Here is a 15,721-nt window from a genome sequence, read left to right as displayed (position 1 = left end):
ATTCGCGATCTGAGTGCAAACACGGGCCCAGCAAAATAGTTTCTAAGAAGAAAGAGCAACTTGGTTTGAGAAGGCTCGTCTTTATGACTTGATCTATCTGTTAATCAGCTACCTATGACTGCCACACAACGCACTACACTCAAACAACAACTCTTAGCCGAATGCCGCCGCGTGCAGCAGCAGAAAGCCGACACCGCCCGCCAAGCCATGCTCGACGTGCAGGAAAGCGCCAACGAAAGTCAGGGCGCCATCGAAGATAAGTTTGAGTCGTTTCGCGAGGCCTGTCATATTCAGCGCGACTTGTATGCCCGCCAACTCGACGAAGCGCTTTCGGGCCTGCAAGTGTTGCAGCGCGTGCCCGAAGCCCGTCCGCCCAAAGACCAGCCGGGGCTGGGCTCAGTAGTTGTCACCAACGACCAGCGCTTTTATATTTCGGTGAGCATTGGCGAAATCCAAGTCGAAGGCGAGCCGTATTGCGCCATTTCGGCCTTCTCGCCGCTCTTTCAGGCCATGTCGTCGAGCCGCACCGGGGAGTCCTTCGACTTCCGCGGCAAGCGTTATTGCATCGAGGAGATTTATTAAGCACCCAGAAGGCCGCTTTAATAACTATCTGATTGTCAAATATTTATTAAAGTGGCCTTCTGGAATTCGATACCTCTTAGCCGCACTTCACTTCGCGACCCGCGACCAGTAGTGGGAGCGGCCGATCATGGGAAAACCGATGTATCCCTTGATTTCCAGCCGGTCTTGGCGGTCCAGGCGCAGGAAACAGGAGTAGGTATGGCCGTTGTGCGGGTCGTAGATTTCGCCGCCGTCCCAGAGGTCATCGCTGGCGTTGTACGTCAGGTTTTGCACCACTACCAAGTTGAGCAGCGGTCGGCTGCGCTTTTCGGGGTCGGGGTTGCGTAGGTCGGTCTTGGGCCGCCCCGTTACGGAATCCTGTGACTGATTCAGCCAGACGATGCGGCCGCATAGCTTCTCCCCACACCGATAAATTTCGATGTGCGATTCGGCTACGTCGTCAACCCAGACGCCAACCGGCGATGCCGATTGGGCCCAGCCCACTTGGGGCGCCGCAGCCCACCACAGCAACAACCCCACCCACAGATATTTCAACAGCGTACCGGCTTTACTACACGATTGGACTGCGCATTGGCAGGCCCCAGCATTTGCGCAAGATAAAAAAACAGCGACCACCCAAGCTGGGAAGTCGCTGTATAAATACGAGCAGAAGCCGCCGTTGGGTTATTTCACGCGCGTCCAAGATTGTGAGCGGCCGATCAGCGAAAAGCCGATGTAGCCTTTCACTTCCATCGAGTTGGCGCCCAGCATTTTCATGTAGCAGGAGTAAGTTTTGCCGCTCTCTGGATCGTAGATTTTGCCGTCGTCCCACTTGTTATCCGAGTCGTACACAAAGTCCTTCATAAACACGAGGCCCAGGCGGGGGCGCGAGCGCAGCTTGGGGTCGGGGTTTTCCGAGTCGGTTTTGGGCTTGCCGGTTTTGGGGTCGTTGGGCACGGTCAGCGCCACGATCTTGCCGCACAGCTTGTTGCCGCACTGGTAGATCTCAAAATTGGCTTTTTTCTCGCCGTTGGTCCATACGCCCAGCGGCGAAAGAGTTTGTGCGCTGGCTACGCCAACGAAGCCTAACAGCATCGTTAGACACAGGAGCAGGGTTTTTTTCATGGGAGGGAAGATGACTGGTTTGGGGGAAAAGATAGGGGAAAACTCCTGAATCTGGATGGCTCGTGGAGGAGGCAAGCGTTGCAAGCACAATTGCAAGTTTGAGGCCAAGCCCGGAAGGCATACAGATTTAGCAATATTTGCTAGTTTGCTTGGAGAAAATGTGCCTGATAATCAGCCATATGGGCCAAATAGGGCCCCTTCGCTATAAAAAATGGCCTTTTAATTTTGAACCTTCCCGCGCTCTTTTAACTTTACCCACCAGTAGTGAGTGCTACGCCCCCGACCCACGCCGCCCTAAGGTACTGGGAAGCCCGGCCGGGGTTATGTGAAACGTAAAGAAAGGAGGTACAAAATGTCTAGTAGTCCCAACCAAATCCTGCCAAGCCTGTCGAATGTAGTCCGCTTCACCGCCGGACGCGCTTAACAACAGCTTAGCGCGGATTTAGCCTTTCTTTACGGCTCTTTCCCGCATTACGGCATGGTCTTACCTATATAAGGAGATGACGGGGCTGTACCCCAGACTCGTCGCTTGGTAAGATTTGAAGGATTAGATACCCGGTTTGCCCAGCAACTCTTCTGTAGAGTGTGCATAGGCAAACCGGGTATCGCTTTTTCAGGGGTACCCAGCCTCTATAACAGCAAGAGCCGCCCCGAAAGGGCGGCTCTTGCTATATGGTTGACTGTTAATATTTTATATCAAATCAGCATTATAGCACCCGGCGCACCCCCATAAAGCGGCGCTCGTAATCGGTGTTCTCAACGGTGCTGATCTTGACGCCCGACTCCTTGCGGGCCGACGACGAATGCACAAACCGGAGCGGCTGACCCGGCTCCGAAATCACGATGCCTGCGTGCCCGGCCGTGGTAGAAGTGGTGGCTGTGCCCGTAAATACCACAATGTCGCCTTTGCGGGCTTCTTCGCGCGGCACTGGCCGGCCCGTATTGATCAGCAGCGCCGTAGAATGAGGCACCGGCACGCCGAAATGGGCAAACACGTAATTGACAAAGCCTGAGCAATCGAAGCCCGTTTCGGGGGTGCTGCCCGCGTAGCAATAACTGGTGCCAATGTGCTGAAGCGCATACCGCACTACGCTATCGGCGCGGACCGCCGGGCGGTTGTCAACCCAAACGGCGGTGCGGGCAGGCGCTTCGACGGGTATACGCTGCACCAACGGCGCCGATTTCGTCGAGCCACCCGGATGCAACCGCTGCCGGCCTAACAGTACCAGCAACACGACCGCAAAACTCAGAAAAGCAATCCAGACGTAGCGCATAGGTGAAAAAGAGGTAGGTAAACGATTGCTTCGGCCTTGCTAACGGCAGAGCTTGGCCGTGGGTTCCGCCTGGTATGCTGCGCAAGGCAGCCCTTTGCGTTGAAAACGCTGGCAAGGGGCCCATTTTCAGCCGTACCTTGCAACCTCTGCCGGCTTTTGCCGTCGGAATAAATCTACTTCTTTCACTCTTATCATTTTTCATGCCCCACTCTCGTTTCCGCCTCTTGCTGGCGGCCGTGCTGGTGTTGGCGCTGGGCCATTTTGGGCCAGCCGTCGCGGCTTCTTCGCTGCGCTACACCCTCTCGATGCCGGCCCCGCAAACCCACTACTTTGAAGTCGAAATTGCCCTCAGTGGCTTCGGCAAACAATTCACCGACGTAAAAATGCCCGTGTGGGCACCCGGCTCGTACTTGGTGCGGGAATTTGCCAAAAACGTCGAAGGCTTTCAGGCAACGGCTGCCGGTAAAGCGCTCCGCACCGAAAAAATCAACAAGAATACCTGGCGCGTGTACCACGCTGGTACGAAAGACTTTGCGGTAAAATACAGCGTCTATGCCTTCGAGCTAAGCGTGCGTACCAGCTTCATTGATGCTTCGCACGGCTACCTCAACGGTACTAGCGTATTTATGTATCCGGCTGATAGCAAGCAACTTGCAAGTACACTCACGGTAAAGCCCGCCGCGGGCTGGGGACAGGTTTCGACCAGCCTGAAGCCGGTTTCCGGCGCCGCGCCGTTTACCTTTCAGTCGAGCAATTACGACGAGCTGGCCGATTCTCCTATCGAAATCGGCAATCAGAAAATCCTGTCGTTTGTGGCCAATGGCACCCCACACACGGTGGCCATGTACGGCGACGCTCGCTACGACGAACAGCGCCTGCTGGGCGACATGAAGCGCGTGTGCGAATCGGCGCAGAGCGTGGTGGGGCAGAACCCCTTGGATCGCTATCTATTTATTGTGCACAACATCGACCGTGGCACCGGGGGCTTAGAGCATCTTTTCTCCACCACATTGTCTGTTTCGCGCAACTCGTATGCTACTGAAGCGGGCTATAAGGGCTTTTTGGGCTTAGTGGCGCACGAGTATTTCCACCTCTGGAACGTGAAGCGCATTCGGCCAATTGCCTTAGGGCCATTCGATTACGATACCGAGAACTACACGCACATGCTTTGGCTCAGCGAAGGCGGCACCAGCTACTTTGGCGACCAAATTGTGCAACGGGCCGGCTTTACCACGCCCGAAAACTACTTGGCTAGCCTCAGCAATACCATTACCCGCGTCGAAAATACGCCCGGCAACAAGGTGCAGTCGGCCGCCGAATCGAGCTTTGATTCGTGGATCAAGCAGTATCGGCCTAACGAAAACTCCAACAACATCGGCATCAGCTACTACGACAAAGGTCAACTCCTTGTAGGGCAGCTTGATCTGATGGTGCTGAACGCAACCAACGGCGAAAAACGCTTCGACGACGTGCTGCGCTACCTCTACGCCGAGTATTACCAGAAGCGCAAGCGCGGCTTCACCGACGAGGAGTTTCAGGATGCCGTAGCCAAAGTGGCTGGCCGCCGCTTCGACGATTTCTTCCGCACCCGCGTCTACGGCACCCAAACGCTGGACTACAACACGGTACTGGGCTACGCTGGCCTGAAGGTGACCCAGACGCCTGCTTCGGCCGATGGCATGCTCGGGGCTACCGTCACGGCTACGGGTGCCAACGTTAGCGCATTGGGTGCCGCCACGGGCGGTAAATACATCGTAACCAGCGTAGTACGTGACGGAAGTGCCTGGCAAGGCGGCCTCAGCGTAAACGACGAGATCCTTGCAATCGACGGCAACCGCCTCGCCGACGATCCCGGCAAAGCGCTCGCAGGGCGTCCGGCGGGCACTAAAGTCACGGTGCTGGTGACCCGCGAGGGGCAGATCAAAGAGCTCACGTTCCCGTTGCTGGCCAGCACCAACCAGCGCTACCGCATCGAGCAGCTGCCGAATCCTACGGAGGCGCAACTGCGTGTCTTGGGCAAATGGCTGAAGAACAATAAGTAACAGCAGTTAGACACAGGCAACCAACAAAAAGGCCTCCCAAACCATGTTTGGGAGGCCTTTTTATAAATATTTGATAATCAAATATTTACATAACACGCTTAAGTGCCACGTCGCGTACGGGCGTGATAACCAACGGCACTTTTTCCACTTTCACCGAGCTAGTATCGAGGCCGAAGTACTTGTCTTCGGAGGCGATGAACTGCTTGATGTAGAAGTAGGCCTGCATCACGAGCTTTTCCATGAGCGGAAATTCGTTTTCGACTGACAGGAATTTCTCCAGTACTACAAAACGGAAGTCGCCCGTAACGTGCTGTTTGCTAAGCGATTCGTAGCGCGAGGTAATGTCCACTTCTTTGTTGCGCACCAAATCTTCGACCACTTTGCGGAAGTACAGGTTGATGCGCTGTTCGACCCGGAAACCCAACCGGAAAGTGATGCGGAAGGCGTCGTCGGGGGCCAGCTCCACCACCTTGTACTCCATGGTATACGGCTCGTCGGTGGTGTCGACGTGCACAAACCAGTAGATGTCGGCGCGCTTCGGACGTTTCTGGAAGATGGAGTAAATGATCTTGGACTCGATTTCCGAAGGCCGCTCCGCCGACGTCATGAACACCAAGTGCGTCGAGTATTTCGGCACCGAATCGTCGTCGCTGAGTTCTTTGAGCGCATCCATATACGGCTCAATCTTAACGAATTCCGTCAGGCGGCGCTTGATGTAGAAAGCCCGCAGCCACGTGTACATCACGCTCATCAGGGCCAAGCCAATAGCCAGCGAAACCCAGCCGCCATGCGGAAACTTGATGAGGTTGGCGATTAAGAAAGCCCCCTCGATAACGCCGTACACAAGGGCGAACAACACCACAACCGCCATGGGTACCCGCTTGGAGCGCAGCCACATCGTGAGCAGCAGGGTGGTCATGAGCATGGTGAGCGTAATGGCCAGACCGTAAGCGGCTTCCATGTGTTCGGAGCGCTTGAAGTAGAGCACCACCCCGATGCAGCCCAGCAGCAGCAGCCGGTTCATGCTGGGTACATACAACTGGCCTTTTACGTCGGTGGGGTAGTTGAGCTTCACTTTGGGCCACATGTTCAGCCGGATGGCCTCGGCCACCAGCGTAAATGAGCCCGTAATCAGGGCCTGCGACGCGATAATGGCCGCGATGGTGGCAATGCCAATGCCGATGAGCAAAAACCACGGCGGCATGAGTTCATAAAACGGATTGCGTCCGCTGAGTTGCTCGCCTTGGTGAGCCAATAGCCACGCGCCCTGTCCGAAGTAGTTGAGCAGCAAGCAGGTTTTCACGAACATCCAGCTGATGCGGATGTTGCCCTTGCCGCAGTGCCCTAGGTCCGAATACAAGGCCTCGGCTCCGGTCGTGCACAAGAAAACCGCACCCAGCAGCCAGAACCCGCCCGGATACATAACCAGCAACTCGTAGGCATAGTAGGGGTTGGCGGCTTTCAGGATCTCGGGGTGTTTTGCGATCCAAGAGCCTCCCAGTACGGCCAGCATGGTAAACCACACGAACATAATCGGTCCGAATGCTTTGCCAACTATCTGAGTACCAAAGCTTTGCAACAAGAACAGGCCCATTATAATGGCGATAACAATGGGCACCGTCGGGATGTGCGGATACACCGTTTCCAGACCTTCAATGGCCGAGGACACCGAGATGGGAGGAGTGATGACACCATCGGCGAGCAGGGCCGCGCCGCCGACAATGGCCGGAATCGTGAGCCAGAATGCCCGGCGCCGTACCAAGGCAAACAACGAGAAAATGCCACCCTCCCCGTTGTTGTCGGCGTTTAGGGTGAGCAATACGTACTTAACGGTGGTTTGCAGCGTCAGGGTCCAGAGCACGCAGGAGATGCCACCGTACACGAGGCGCGGATCAATTTCCTTAGGCACAATGGCTTTCATCACATACAGCGGCGAAGTGCCGATGTCGCCGTAAATAATGCCCAGGGCAATGAGCAAGCCGGCAGTCGAGATGGCGGTGTGCCGATGTTTGGCGTCCATAGTAAGAAATAGAAGGAGAAATCTTCCCGGCGAAAAAGCGCCTAAAGGTAGGGTACGCAGAGCAAATCGGGGACTCCGTTTCCCAAGTGGTTTGGTAGAAAGAAAAGAGGTAAGTAATGCTCCTAAGCAGATGGCTCGGCGCCTGGCGGCAGCTCCTCGTACGTGGGCGGAGGAAGCAAGGCCGCAGCCGCAGCCGCCGCAGCCTCGTCGTGCCGACGACGGATGCGGCGATTGGTTTCGCGGGCCAGCTGCTGCCAGCGTTCGGGCTCGCCGGGAAGCGCAAAGTGCACGGCCTCGCGCCCTAGCCGGTGCAAGCGCAAACGGTTGGTACCGCGCTGCCCATACACGAATAATAATGCGCTAGCCGCCAGACCTAGCATGGCTGGCATCGTGCGAAGCCAGTTTTGCAAAAAGGCTAGCGCAAAACCCGCCAGCGCAAACCCACCCAGCAAATACCACAGCAGCCACCGCACCGGGGTTAGCTCGACCGCTTCAAGCTCTAGCAACAGAAAGCGCTGGCCATTTACGGTCAGCGTATCGGCTGTGAGTTCCAGCCGCCCATCGGAGCTGCGCAGCGGCGGGAGCGAAGGCTCAAGAGGTTCGGAGGCGCTTAGCGGAAAGCTTTCTTCAGAAGGCATGGGGGCAGGTGGGGCCACCGACCCGGCCGTAGACGTACGTACCCAGGTTGGGAACGTGCCGGTAGCGGTTGGGTCGGTGGTCATCCTTTGGTTGGAAGCGCTAGTTGTTGACGCGCAATAACTCTACATCAAAAATCAAGGCAGAGTTCGGACCGATGTCGCGGCCCGCGCCGCGCGTGCCGTACGCCAGCTCCGACGGAATGTAAAGGCGCCACTTCGAGCCTTCGGGCATCAGCTGAAGCGCTTCCGTCCAGCCCGCGATTACGCCATTGACTGGGAACGTAGCGGGTTCGCCGCGCTGGTAGCTGCTGTCGAACACGGTGCCGTCGATGAGGGTGCCGTGGTAGTGCGTCGTGACGGAGCTGCTGCGTGTGGGCTTTTTGCCGGTGCCTTCCGTCAGGATTTCGTATTGCAAGCCGCTGGGCAGGGTGGTCACGCCGGGCTTGTTTTGGTTTTCGGCCAGGAAAGCTTCACCGGCCTCCTTGGCATCGCCACCGCCACCGCCCTGAGGCTGGCTACCACCGTTTTGGGCTTCCTGTGCCTCCATCTGGGCTTGCAGTTGGGCCATGGCGTCGCGCATTTGCTCTTGGGTCAGGCGGCTGGGCTGGCCGGCAATGCCTTCTTTCAGGCTGTCAGCCAGCACGTCGATGTTTAGGTCGAGGCCCTGCTGGGCGAAGTTGCGAGCTAAATCGCGGCCAATGATGTAGCTGATTTGCTCCTTGAGGGTGTTTAGGTTCATGGGAAAAAGGAAGAGTGAGAAATACACGGGCGCGGCCCCTTCCGAGCCGTCCGTACTGTGAAGTACCGAAAACCGCTCGGAATGGATGTGGTTTTTTTTGGCCGCGCAAGGTAAGGCCCTGATTATGACGTTCAGATGGTTTTTGGGCAAAATAAAAAGGCTCCGCTTTATAGCGGAGCCCTCCGGATAATCGTGCGGCGACCAAGCCGCTCAGCCAGAAAAACTAGCAGTAGTGAAACTCTTCTTCGTCCCGCAGGTCAAAAAACAGGTTCAGGTCCAGCACCTGAGCGGCCAGGTACCCCAGCGAGCCAAGGCCCCCCAGTACCAATAGCGACGAAACAGCGGCAGTGCTCTTTTTCATGGCAAAAATGTATGTAGTAGTGAATCAGGTTCTTGAGTGCAAAGATACTACGCAACCGTTATAAAATTGTTATGCAAGCATCATTTATTTGTGACGGTATAGCTTGCATAAAGCCACGTTAACTTCTGTTTAATCAAGGGGGTGCCTGTAGTGCGGGGTGGTAAAACCTTTATTTAGAAGTACAATTAAACAACATCCGCAATCATTCAACCACCCCGGCGGCAACGAAGCTGCCGCGTTCCCTCCTCGGCTGAGGAGGGGAGTTTTGTTTAGGCGCCGCCTTCTTTGGGAGCTTTGCCAGCGGTGAAGTTGAGGCCGAAAAACAGGTTTTCTTTCAGGAAAGAATTGCGGCGCCACAGCTTGTTTTCGCGCTCAACCAGTTGCTGGGCGTTGTCATCCTTAAACATAAACGGCGGAAACAGCCGGATATACTGCACGTCGGCGGGGTAAATGAGCAAGCCTTGGCGGGCCAGCTCGCGTCGCCAAGTGGCGAGGTTGCGGATGTTTTCGTTGCCCAGCAGGATTTTTTTATCGAGCTGCGGGTCGTGGATTTCGATGATGCGCTTGTTGCCCCGGCGCAGGTAGAGTTTGGTGTTTTGCACCACGTTGCCGCCGTTTTCCTCTACGATGATAAGCGTGCCAGCCGGCCGCAGCGCTTCCCGGAAAATGCGCAGCGCATCTTGGAGCGGTTCGAGGTGGTGGAGCGTGTCCTGAATGATGATGTGGTCGTAGGAAGCCGGGGCTGGAGGCGAGTCAAAGAGGTTTTCGTAGCTGTAGGTAAAGCCCGACACGTCGCCAAACTGCGACCAGTAGCGCAGCCGCTCCGGGATGTGCTCAAAGTAAAATTCCAACGTCGTGCCGTGGACTTTGTAGCCGTTCAGAGCCAGAAAAATAGCCGTGGTGCCGTAGCCACAGCCGCAGTCCCAGATGGCGGCCTCGGTGTTGGGCAGCCGATCCAGGATGTAGTGCAGGCGCTGCGTAACATACACTTTCCGAAACTCAAAGCTGGCCGGGTTGGCCAAAAACTTGTAGTAGCTGGTGAGCTTGGAGTTGCTTCGTAATTCGTCCAGAAATAACGCAAAGAATTGATCAACAGTCATATCGGGAGCGGAGGAAGCAAGTTGGGTAAGACAAAACGCAGCATGCTGCTCGGCAAATGTACGGGCTTGAAAGAGTTTGGTAAAAGCCAAGCCCAGCGCCTCCCCGCCGACTCAACAAGCCTCCTGCATCGAATAACCTACCCGCGAGTGTGCCGATGGCTTGGTATCTGGCTCAATATTAGTAACTTATAATATATAAGAAAGTGGTAGTAGGCGACGCAGCAGGAACGCTTCGCAGGGTGCCTGACTAGGCCGGAAAGTGGATGAGGTTGCGCGGGAGCCGAGATACGCCGGCTGGTTTTGGTGCCCGAGGCAGGGTGCTGAAGTGAATGTTCATTTTTACCTACACTCCTATGAAAACACTTCTGTTAGTCATTTTGTGCTTGATTTCCAGTCGTTTGTCGCTGGCCCAGATGGCGCCGGCCCACCTCACGCCTGCGGACGAAAAGGGCATCCGTGAGTCGGTTAATCACTGGGAGGCCAACCTGAACAACCACCGCTTTCAGGAAATGACCACTTACACGACCAAAGACATAAGCTTCATTACGCCCATCGGCATGCTATGGCGCGGCCAGCAGCAGCTGGTGCAGGGGCATCTGAAGCTTTTCACCAAGATGTATAAAGGCGTGCCTTTCAAATCTTCGGAAATGACCATTCGGGCTATTGCCCCAGACGTGGCAGTAATGAACCAGATTATGGCGATCGGCGTCGCCTACCCGCCCGACGGGGTCAACAGGGGCACGAACAAGATAGGCCCGACTCGTGATAGAGTAACCATGACTTTAGTGAAGCAAAACGGACACTGGCTGGTCGCGGCGGGTCAGGTTACAGCTATTGATGAAGAGGCCATCAAAGGCTCTGCTCCTAAAGTAGCCTCCGTCAAAACCAATCCGAAGTAAGCGCCGGGTCTGTTGTGCCGGTTTTGTAAACCACCAATCCCAACTGCTGCGGTAGCTAAAGCAGCTACAGCGGCAGTTGGGATTGGTGGTTTTTATAAGCATTTGGTAATCAAATACTTATAAACATGGCTTTTTGTAAGGCTTACCCTTGTTTTTTGCCGGCACTCAGTTGGTACGCTTTGATTTTTTCGGCCACCTCGACCATCGGCGCCACCCAAATATCTTTTTCGTGGGCTTTGAGGTAGCGCAGCAACTGACGATGCGCCTTCAGATCGACGTTCAGCGAGTGGCCGCCGCCTACTCCGTGAAACAGAAACACCAGCAGCGTGTGCGACTGCTGGGCTTTCTTCACCAGATCAATCAGATAATCAGCCGATTGTCCGTTGATCATGTAGCTGTCGATGTTGGTCAGGTCGACTTGCGCGGGCGTTTGCAGACCGCCGGTTACCCCCCGCGCGGCCACGAAATCCTTTTGCAGTTGGTCGTAAAACTTGACGCCGCCAATGGTGAGGTCGCCGCACGGGTAGGCAAAGGTGCGGGCCGTTTTGCCGTCGATGGCGCTCAGCAAGGTGTTGTTGGCGCGGGCCTCACTCACGGCCCTGCTGACGGTGTATTTGCTCAGGTCGTTGTCGGGGGTGACGAAACTGCGGCCGGGCAAGCTGCCGTCACAAGGGTGCATCAGGGCGTGGTTGCCTAGTTCGTGCCCGCGCTTGGCGGCCTGTCGCCATTCGTCAAGCCGGCGCGCCACCACCGGCGAGGAGCCAATCAGGTAAAACGTGCCCCGCAGCTTGAGGGAGTCGAGGGCCGGCACCGCGTTGTCCAGGTCTACGTCGATGGCGTCGTCATACGTCAGCACAACGGCGCATTGTTTGTTGTTCCAGGGGCTGGTGGTTTGGGCGAAGCTGGTGGCGGGGCCCGCAAGCAGGAGGGCAGCGGCCAGGGAAAGTCTGCGGGTGGTATTCATCGGGTGAGAGTTACGGAATGAGCGTAAAGATGGGGCCTTTGAAACGGTGCGGGCGCACGCTTCGCACAAGGTAGGAGCATCTGAGGAAAATCGTGAGCTTTTCAACAAACCAACTTTGAGCCGTACAACAAAGTAGCTGCCTGATTTCAGCCGGATTTTTGTCTGGAACTTAACGCTCTAGAAATCATGAACAAAGTATGGTTTATTACCGGAAGCTCGCGGGGACTGGGCCGTAGCCTGACGGAAGCAGTGTTGGCCCGTGGCGGTCGGGTGGCCGCTACGGCCCGCCAGCCCGAACAGCTCGCGCCGCTCGTTGCACAATACAAGAGCCAGATTCTGCCCCTGGCTTTGGATGTGACCAATCCGGCCCAGATAACCCAGGCCGTAGCCGATGCGGTGGCCCACTTCGGCCGTCTCGACGTGGTCGTCAACAACGCCGGCTTTGGCATCACCGGTGCAGCCGAGGCCTTTACCGAAGAGCAGGTGCGCAGTCAACTCGAAACAAACTTATACGGCCCCATCGCCGTTACCCGCGCCGTGTTGCCGTACCTGCGCAAGCAGCGCTCCGGTACCATATTGCAAATCAGCTCGATAGGTGGGCGCGTCGGCGGGGCGGGCCTTACCATGTATCAAGCGGCCAAATTTGGCCTGGGTGGCTTTACCGAAGCCCTATCGAAGGAGGTTGCGCCGCTTGGCATCCGGGTGACGAGCGTGGAGCCGGGCGGCTTCCGCACCGATTGGGCCGGGCCTTCCATGAGCTATGCCCCGCCGGTGGAAGGCTACGAAACCACCGTCGATCGGATGGCGGACTTCTTGTCAAACGGCCAATTTGTGCCCATGGGCGATCCGAATAAAGCGGCTAACGTGCTGATTGCTTTGGCCGAGCATCCTGCGCCGCCAGTTCACTTGGTGCTGGGCAGCGAGGCCATCGGCATCCTGCAAAAAGCGGATGCGGCCCGGCAAGCGGAGCAGGAGCACTGGCTGCCCGTCAGCGTTTCCACCGACGCCGACGATGCAGAAAATTTCCTGACTAGCGCCGCCGGTAAGTCGCTGATGGGCCTGAAAGGCATACAGTAAAAATCTGTTTTCTGTAGCCGCAGAATAACTTGCTGTTGGTCTGTCCTGCCGCGCGCCGCGAAGCAGGACAGGCTTTACTTTAGTGCACCAAGCGATTCGTCAACAGCAAAGGGCGTGGCCAGGACCGCTCAACTATGTTTGTAAGTTGTTTGTAATGCAATAGTTATGAAAGAGGAAGCCCAGGCGCGGCCGCAAATACTTTATTCCTGCTACTTCACAGCCAGCCGGGAAGGCGAACAGTTTGTGCCCGAACACATCCTGAGCTATCAGCTGGCCGGTACGCTCGTCACCAACGACGGCGACCGCGAGCAGGTTTTCGGCGAAGGCTCGTTGCGGCTCAGCAAGCGCAACCGCCTCGTCAAGTTCAGCAAGCACCCACCTGCGCACGGCGAATTCAAATCCTTGTCTATTTCGCTCGACCAGGAAACGTTGCGCCGGTTCAGCCTCGAATACGGTTACCATGCCGAGAAACACCCCGCCGGCGCGGCCATTGTGGAGCTGCCGCTCAGCCCGCTCTACAAAAGCTTTCTCGATTCGTTGCAGCCCTACGAGCAGTTGGCCCAACCCGGTAACGAGAGTTTGCTGGCGCTGAAAGCGCGGGAAGCCATCATGCTGCTGCTCAAGAGCAATCCGGAGCTGAAAGACGTGTTGTTCGACTTTAGCGAACCCGGCAAAATTGATCTGGCGGCTTTCATGGACCGCAACTTCCATTTCAACGTGCAGCTCAAGCGATTTGCCTACCTCACCGGCCGCAGTCTGGCTACGTTTAAGCGCGATTTTGAAAAGATATTTCAGCTCTCGCCGAGCCGCTGGTTGCAGCAGCGCCGCTTGCAAGAGGCGCATTACCTGATCAAAGAGAAAGGCAAAGCGCCGTCGGAAGCGTATTTGGAGGTAGGCTTCGAAGACTTGTCGCACTTCTCCTTTGCCTTCAAAAAGCGGTACGGCGTAGCGCCCTCCAGAATCTGAACTTGCCGGTAGCGTGGGGCGGCTGCTAAGAAAGCCTAACTTGCTGGGGCACTGGTATGAATACGTTTCGGCTTAATCGTTCTATTTCGGTATGGATAAGTATTTGATTGTGAGGGTATTATATTTAATGATATTTCTGTCACTAATCAACGCTGCCCAAGCCCAAAAGCCTAGTTTGGTTACAGTGCCCAACTCTGAGCACCGCGTAATGCAGTCGAAAGTGGCAGGCCACACCTACGACGTGTACGTGCACTTCCCGGTCGGCTACGCTCAGGCGGCGGGCAAGAAGTACCCGGTGCTGTATGTTGTGGACGGCGACAACGACTTTTCGCCCACGCTCGAATACTTGGGGCTGCTCATGGCCGAATACCACATTCCTGAGCCGCTGGTGGTAGCCATTGGCGATGGCGGCCTCATCGGTACGCCTACCAACAAACGCAACCGCGACTTCACTCCGACGGCCACCACAGCCATGCCCGGCAGCGGCGGCGCACCGGCGTTTTTGGGCTTTATTGAGCAGGAACTGATGCCTTTCGTCGAAAAGAACTACCAAGCCGACCCCGCCCAACGCTCGCTGTATGGCTACTCGATGGGCGGTCTGTTCGGCACGTACGTCCTGTTTCAAAAGCCCACGCTGTTCCGTAACATCCTCATTGGCAGCCCGGCGCTGGGTTACGACAAGGGCAAGGTCTTCGATTTTGAAAGCGCTTATCACGCCAAGCACACCGCCTTGCCCGTGCACGTATTTATAGAGGTAGGCGAACTGGAAACGCCGGGCCAGAAGGAGCCCTACCAAAAACTGGTGCGGCTGCTCGAAGCCCGGCACTACCAAAACCTAGATCTGCACACCGTCGTCATCGAGAAGGTAACGCACCTGACCGGCAAGCCCGTGACCATGCTCAAGGCGCTAGGCTGGGCCTACACCAGCCCGCACGCAATATTCTGATGGTAAGCAACTTGCAGTTTATCCCAAATACTCCATGTCTTCCTGACTCAAGCGGATATCGGCGGCTTTCAGGTTTTCGCGCAGGTGCGCTACGGAAGAGGTGCCAGGAATGGGCAGAATCCAGGGCGACTTATGCAACAGCCAAGCTATGTTGATCTGGGCTTCCGAGGCGTTGTGCTTCTGGGCTAGTTCCGCGATTTTGGCGGTGGCCTTTGGCAGGGAGTTTACCAAGGAAAAATAGGGGATGAGCGGGATGCCGTGTTGCTCGCACAGATCCAGTACTTCCTCGCCGCCGCGGTTTTCGCCGTGCGGAGTCTTCAAGGTGGTGCGTTGCCCGTAGCCGTACATGTTTTCCACCGTCGCGATGGGGCCCATCTTGAGGCCGGCTTCCAACTCTTCGCGGCTTACGTTGCTGAGGCCCACGTGCTGGATTTTGCCTTCCCGCTGCATCTCAAACATGGCTCCTAGCGACTCGTCAAACGGTACTTCGCTGTGGGGCATGATGCGGAAGTGCACCAACTGAATCTGGTCTTGCTTAAGGGTGCGCAGGTTGTTATCGATGCTGGTGCGCAGGTTTTCAGGGGAGTTGAACACCACCCAGCTTTTATCGGGCTTGCGGGTAGCGCCTACTTTGGTGCAGATAACCAAGCCGTTGGGGTAAGGATGCAGGGCTTCCGTGATCAAACGGTTGGTCACGTCTTCGCCGTAGTAGTCGGCGGTATCCAGAAAATTGACGCCTTCGGCAACGGCTGTCTTCAGTACTTCTAGTGCTTCGGGTCGGTTGTCCGGCTCACCCCAAATCTCGGGGCCCGTGAGGCGCATGGTGCCATATCCTAGGCGGTTGACGGTGAGGGGATGCGCAGAATTTTGGGCGATGGTAATGGTCATGGTAGTGGTTTGGGGCGAATGGACTTTAAGCTTTGGTAGTAGTAACTGCTCTGTGGGCGATAGGTTATGCTCCGGCGCAAGGCCCGATGGCCCTGCTGATCACATGTAGATGTGAAACACG

Annotated in this window: 16 protein-coding genes; 6 read left to right on the top strand and 10 right to left on the bottom strand. The window is 56.2% G+C overall.

The window, feature by feature from the left end; genetic code table 11:
• Positions 1-114 precede the first annotated feature (114 nt).
• Positions 115-582, top strand: a complete 468-nt coding sequence (locus FHG12_RS19305) for a hypothetical protein (RefSeq protein WP_139517345.1) — start codon at positions 115-117, stop codon at positions 580-582.
• Positions 583-669: 87 nt separating this feature from the next.
• Here the strand turns inward: FHG12_RS19305 and FHG12_RS19300 are convergent, their stop codons facing one another.
• From FHG12_RS19300 to FHG12_RS19290, 3 genes are all read right to left on the bottom strand, one after another.
• Positions 670-1,116, bottom strand: a complete 447-nt coding sequence (locus FHG12_RS19300) for a DUF2147 domain-containing protein (protein ID WP_139517344.1) — start codon at positions 1,114-1,116, stop codon at positions 670-672.
• A 129-nt stretch (positions 1,117-1,245) separates the two neighbouring features.
• On the bottom strand, positions 1,246-1,686 hold the full coding sequence (locus tag FHG12_RS19295) for a DUF2147 domain-containing protein (RefSeq protein WP_139517343.1): 441 nt from the start codon (positions 1,684-1,686) through the stop codon (positions 1,246-1,248).
• A 707-nt stretch (positions 1,687-2,393) separates the two neighbouring features.
• On the bottom strand, positions 2,394-2,960 hold the full coding sequence (locus tag FHG12_RS19290) for a C40 family peptidase (protein WP_139517342.1): 567 nt from the start codon (positions 2,958-2,960) through the stop codon (positions 2,394-2,396).
• A 200-nt stretch (positions 2,961-3,160) separates the two neighbouring features.
• Between FHG12_RS19290 and FHG12_RS19285 the strand changes: the two genes are divergently transcribed.
• Positions 3,161-5,002 (top strand): M61 family metallopeptidase, encoded by a 1,842-nt coding sequence (locus FHG12_RS19285; RefSeq protein WP_230471199.1) that lies wholly within the window; start codon positions 3,161-3,163, stop codon positions 5,000-5,002.
• Positions 5,003-5,087: 85 nt separating this feature from the next.
• On the opposite strand, the gene FHG12_RS19280 is transcribed toward FHG12_RS19285, so the two are convergent.
• The 5 genes from FHG12_RS19280 to FHG12_RS19265 all read right to left on the bottom strand — a co-directional run bounded on the left by FHG12_RS19280 (position 5,088) and on the right by FHG12_RS19265 (position 9,860).
• Positions 5,088-7,022: a KUP/HAK/KT family potassium transporter gene (locus tag FHG12_RS19280; protein WP_139517341.1), complete on the bottom strand. Its 1,935-nt coding sequence runs from the start codon at positions 7,020-7,022 to the stop codon at positions 5,088-5,090.
• 122 nt (positions 7,023-7,144) lie between these two features.
• Entirely contained in the window at positions 7,145-7,744 is a 600-nt protein-coding gene (locus FHG12_RS19275) for a hypothetical protein (RefSeq protein ID WP_139517340.1), read from the bottom strand.
• A gap of 16 nt (positions 7,745-7,760) precedes the next feature.
• Positions 7,761-8,399, bottom strand: coding sequence for an FKBP-type peptidyl-prolyl cis-trans isomerase (locus tag FHG12_RS19270; protein WP_139517339.1), 639 nt, complete (start codon positions 8,397-8,399; stop codon positions 7,761-7,763).
• Positions 8,400-8,622: 223 nt separating this feature from the next.
• A complete protein-coding gene (locus FHG12_RS21040) occupies positions 8,623-8,760 on the bottom strand; it encodes a hypothetical protein (RefSeq protein ID WP_165699464.1) in 138 nt (45 codons plus the stop codon).
• Between the two features lie 269 nt (positions 8,761-9,029).
• Positions 9,030-9,860, bottom strand: a complete 831-nt coding sequence (locus FHG12_RS19265; RefSeq protein ID WP_139517338.1) for a class I SAM-dependent methyltransferase — start codon at positions 9,858-9,860, stop codon at positions 9,030-9,032.
• A gap of 353 nt (positions 9,861-10,213) precedes the next feature.
• Here FHG12_RS19265 and FHG12_RS19260 point away from each other — a divergent pair, with 353 nt between their 5' ends.
• Positions 10,214-10,759 carry an SgcJ/EcaC family oxidoreductase gene (locus FHG12_RS19260; protein ID WP_165699463.1) on the top strand — a complete coding sequence of 182 codons (546 nt, stop codon included), beginning with the start codon at positions 10,214-10,216 and terminating at the stop codon, positions 10,757-10,759.
• A 142-nt stretch (positions 10,760-10,901) separates the two neighbouring features.
• Here FHG12_RS19260 and FHG12_RS19255 read toward each other — a convergent pair whose 3' ends face one another.
• Complete coding sequence (locus tag FHG12_RS19255; protein ID WP_139517336.1) at positions 10,902-11,723, bottom strand: polysaccharide deacetylase family protein; 822 nt, start codon at positions 11,721-11,723, stop codon at positions 10,902-10,904.
• A gap of 186 nt (positions 11,724-11,909) precedes the next feature.
• Here FHG12_RS19255 and FHG12_RS19250 point away from each other — a divergent pair, with 186 nt between their 5' ends.
• The 3 genes from FHG12_RS19250 (at position 11,910) to FHG12_RS19240 (ending at position 14,712) form a co-directional block, all read left to right on the top strand.
• On the top strand, positions 11,910-12,800 hold the full coding sequence (locus tag FHG12_RS19250) for an oxidoreductase (RefSeq protein WP_139517335.1): 891 nt from the start codon (positions 11,910-11,912) through the stop codon (positions 12,798-12,800).
• Between the two features lie 165 nt (positions 12,801-12,965).
• Complete coding sequence (locus FHG12_RS19245; protein ID WP_139517334.1) at positions 12,966-13,766, top strand: helix-turn-helix domain-containing protein; 801 nt, start codon at positions 12,966-12,968, stop codon at positions 13,764-13,766.
• Positions 13,767-13,893: 127 nt separating this feature from the next.
• The gene (locus FHG12_RS19240) at positions 13,894-14,712 is read left to right on the top strand and encodes an alpha/beta hydrolase (RefSeq protein WP_165699462.1); all 819 of its coding nucleotides are present in this window, start codon (positions 13,894-13,896) and stop codon (positions 14,710-14,712) included.
• 18 nt (positions 14,713-14,730) lie between these two features.
• On the opposite strand, the gene FHG12_RS19235 is transcribed toward FHG12_RS19240, so the two are convergent.
• Positions 14,731-15,600, bottom strand: a complete 870-nt coding sequence (locus FHG12_RS19235) for an aldo/keto reductase (protein WP_139517332.1) — start codon at positions 15,598-15,600, stop codon at positions 14,731-14,733.
• Between the last annotated feature and the right edge of the window lie 121 nt (positions 15,601-15,721).

This window comes from Hymenobacter jejuensis (assembly GCF_006337165.1).
GTDB lineage: Bacteria > Bacteroidota > Bacteroidia > Cytophagales > Hymenobacteraceae > Hymenobacter > Hymenobacter jejuensis.
Note: the sequence above shows the minus strand (reverse complement) of the source record. Positions and strands in the feature narration are given on the sequence as shown.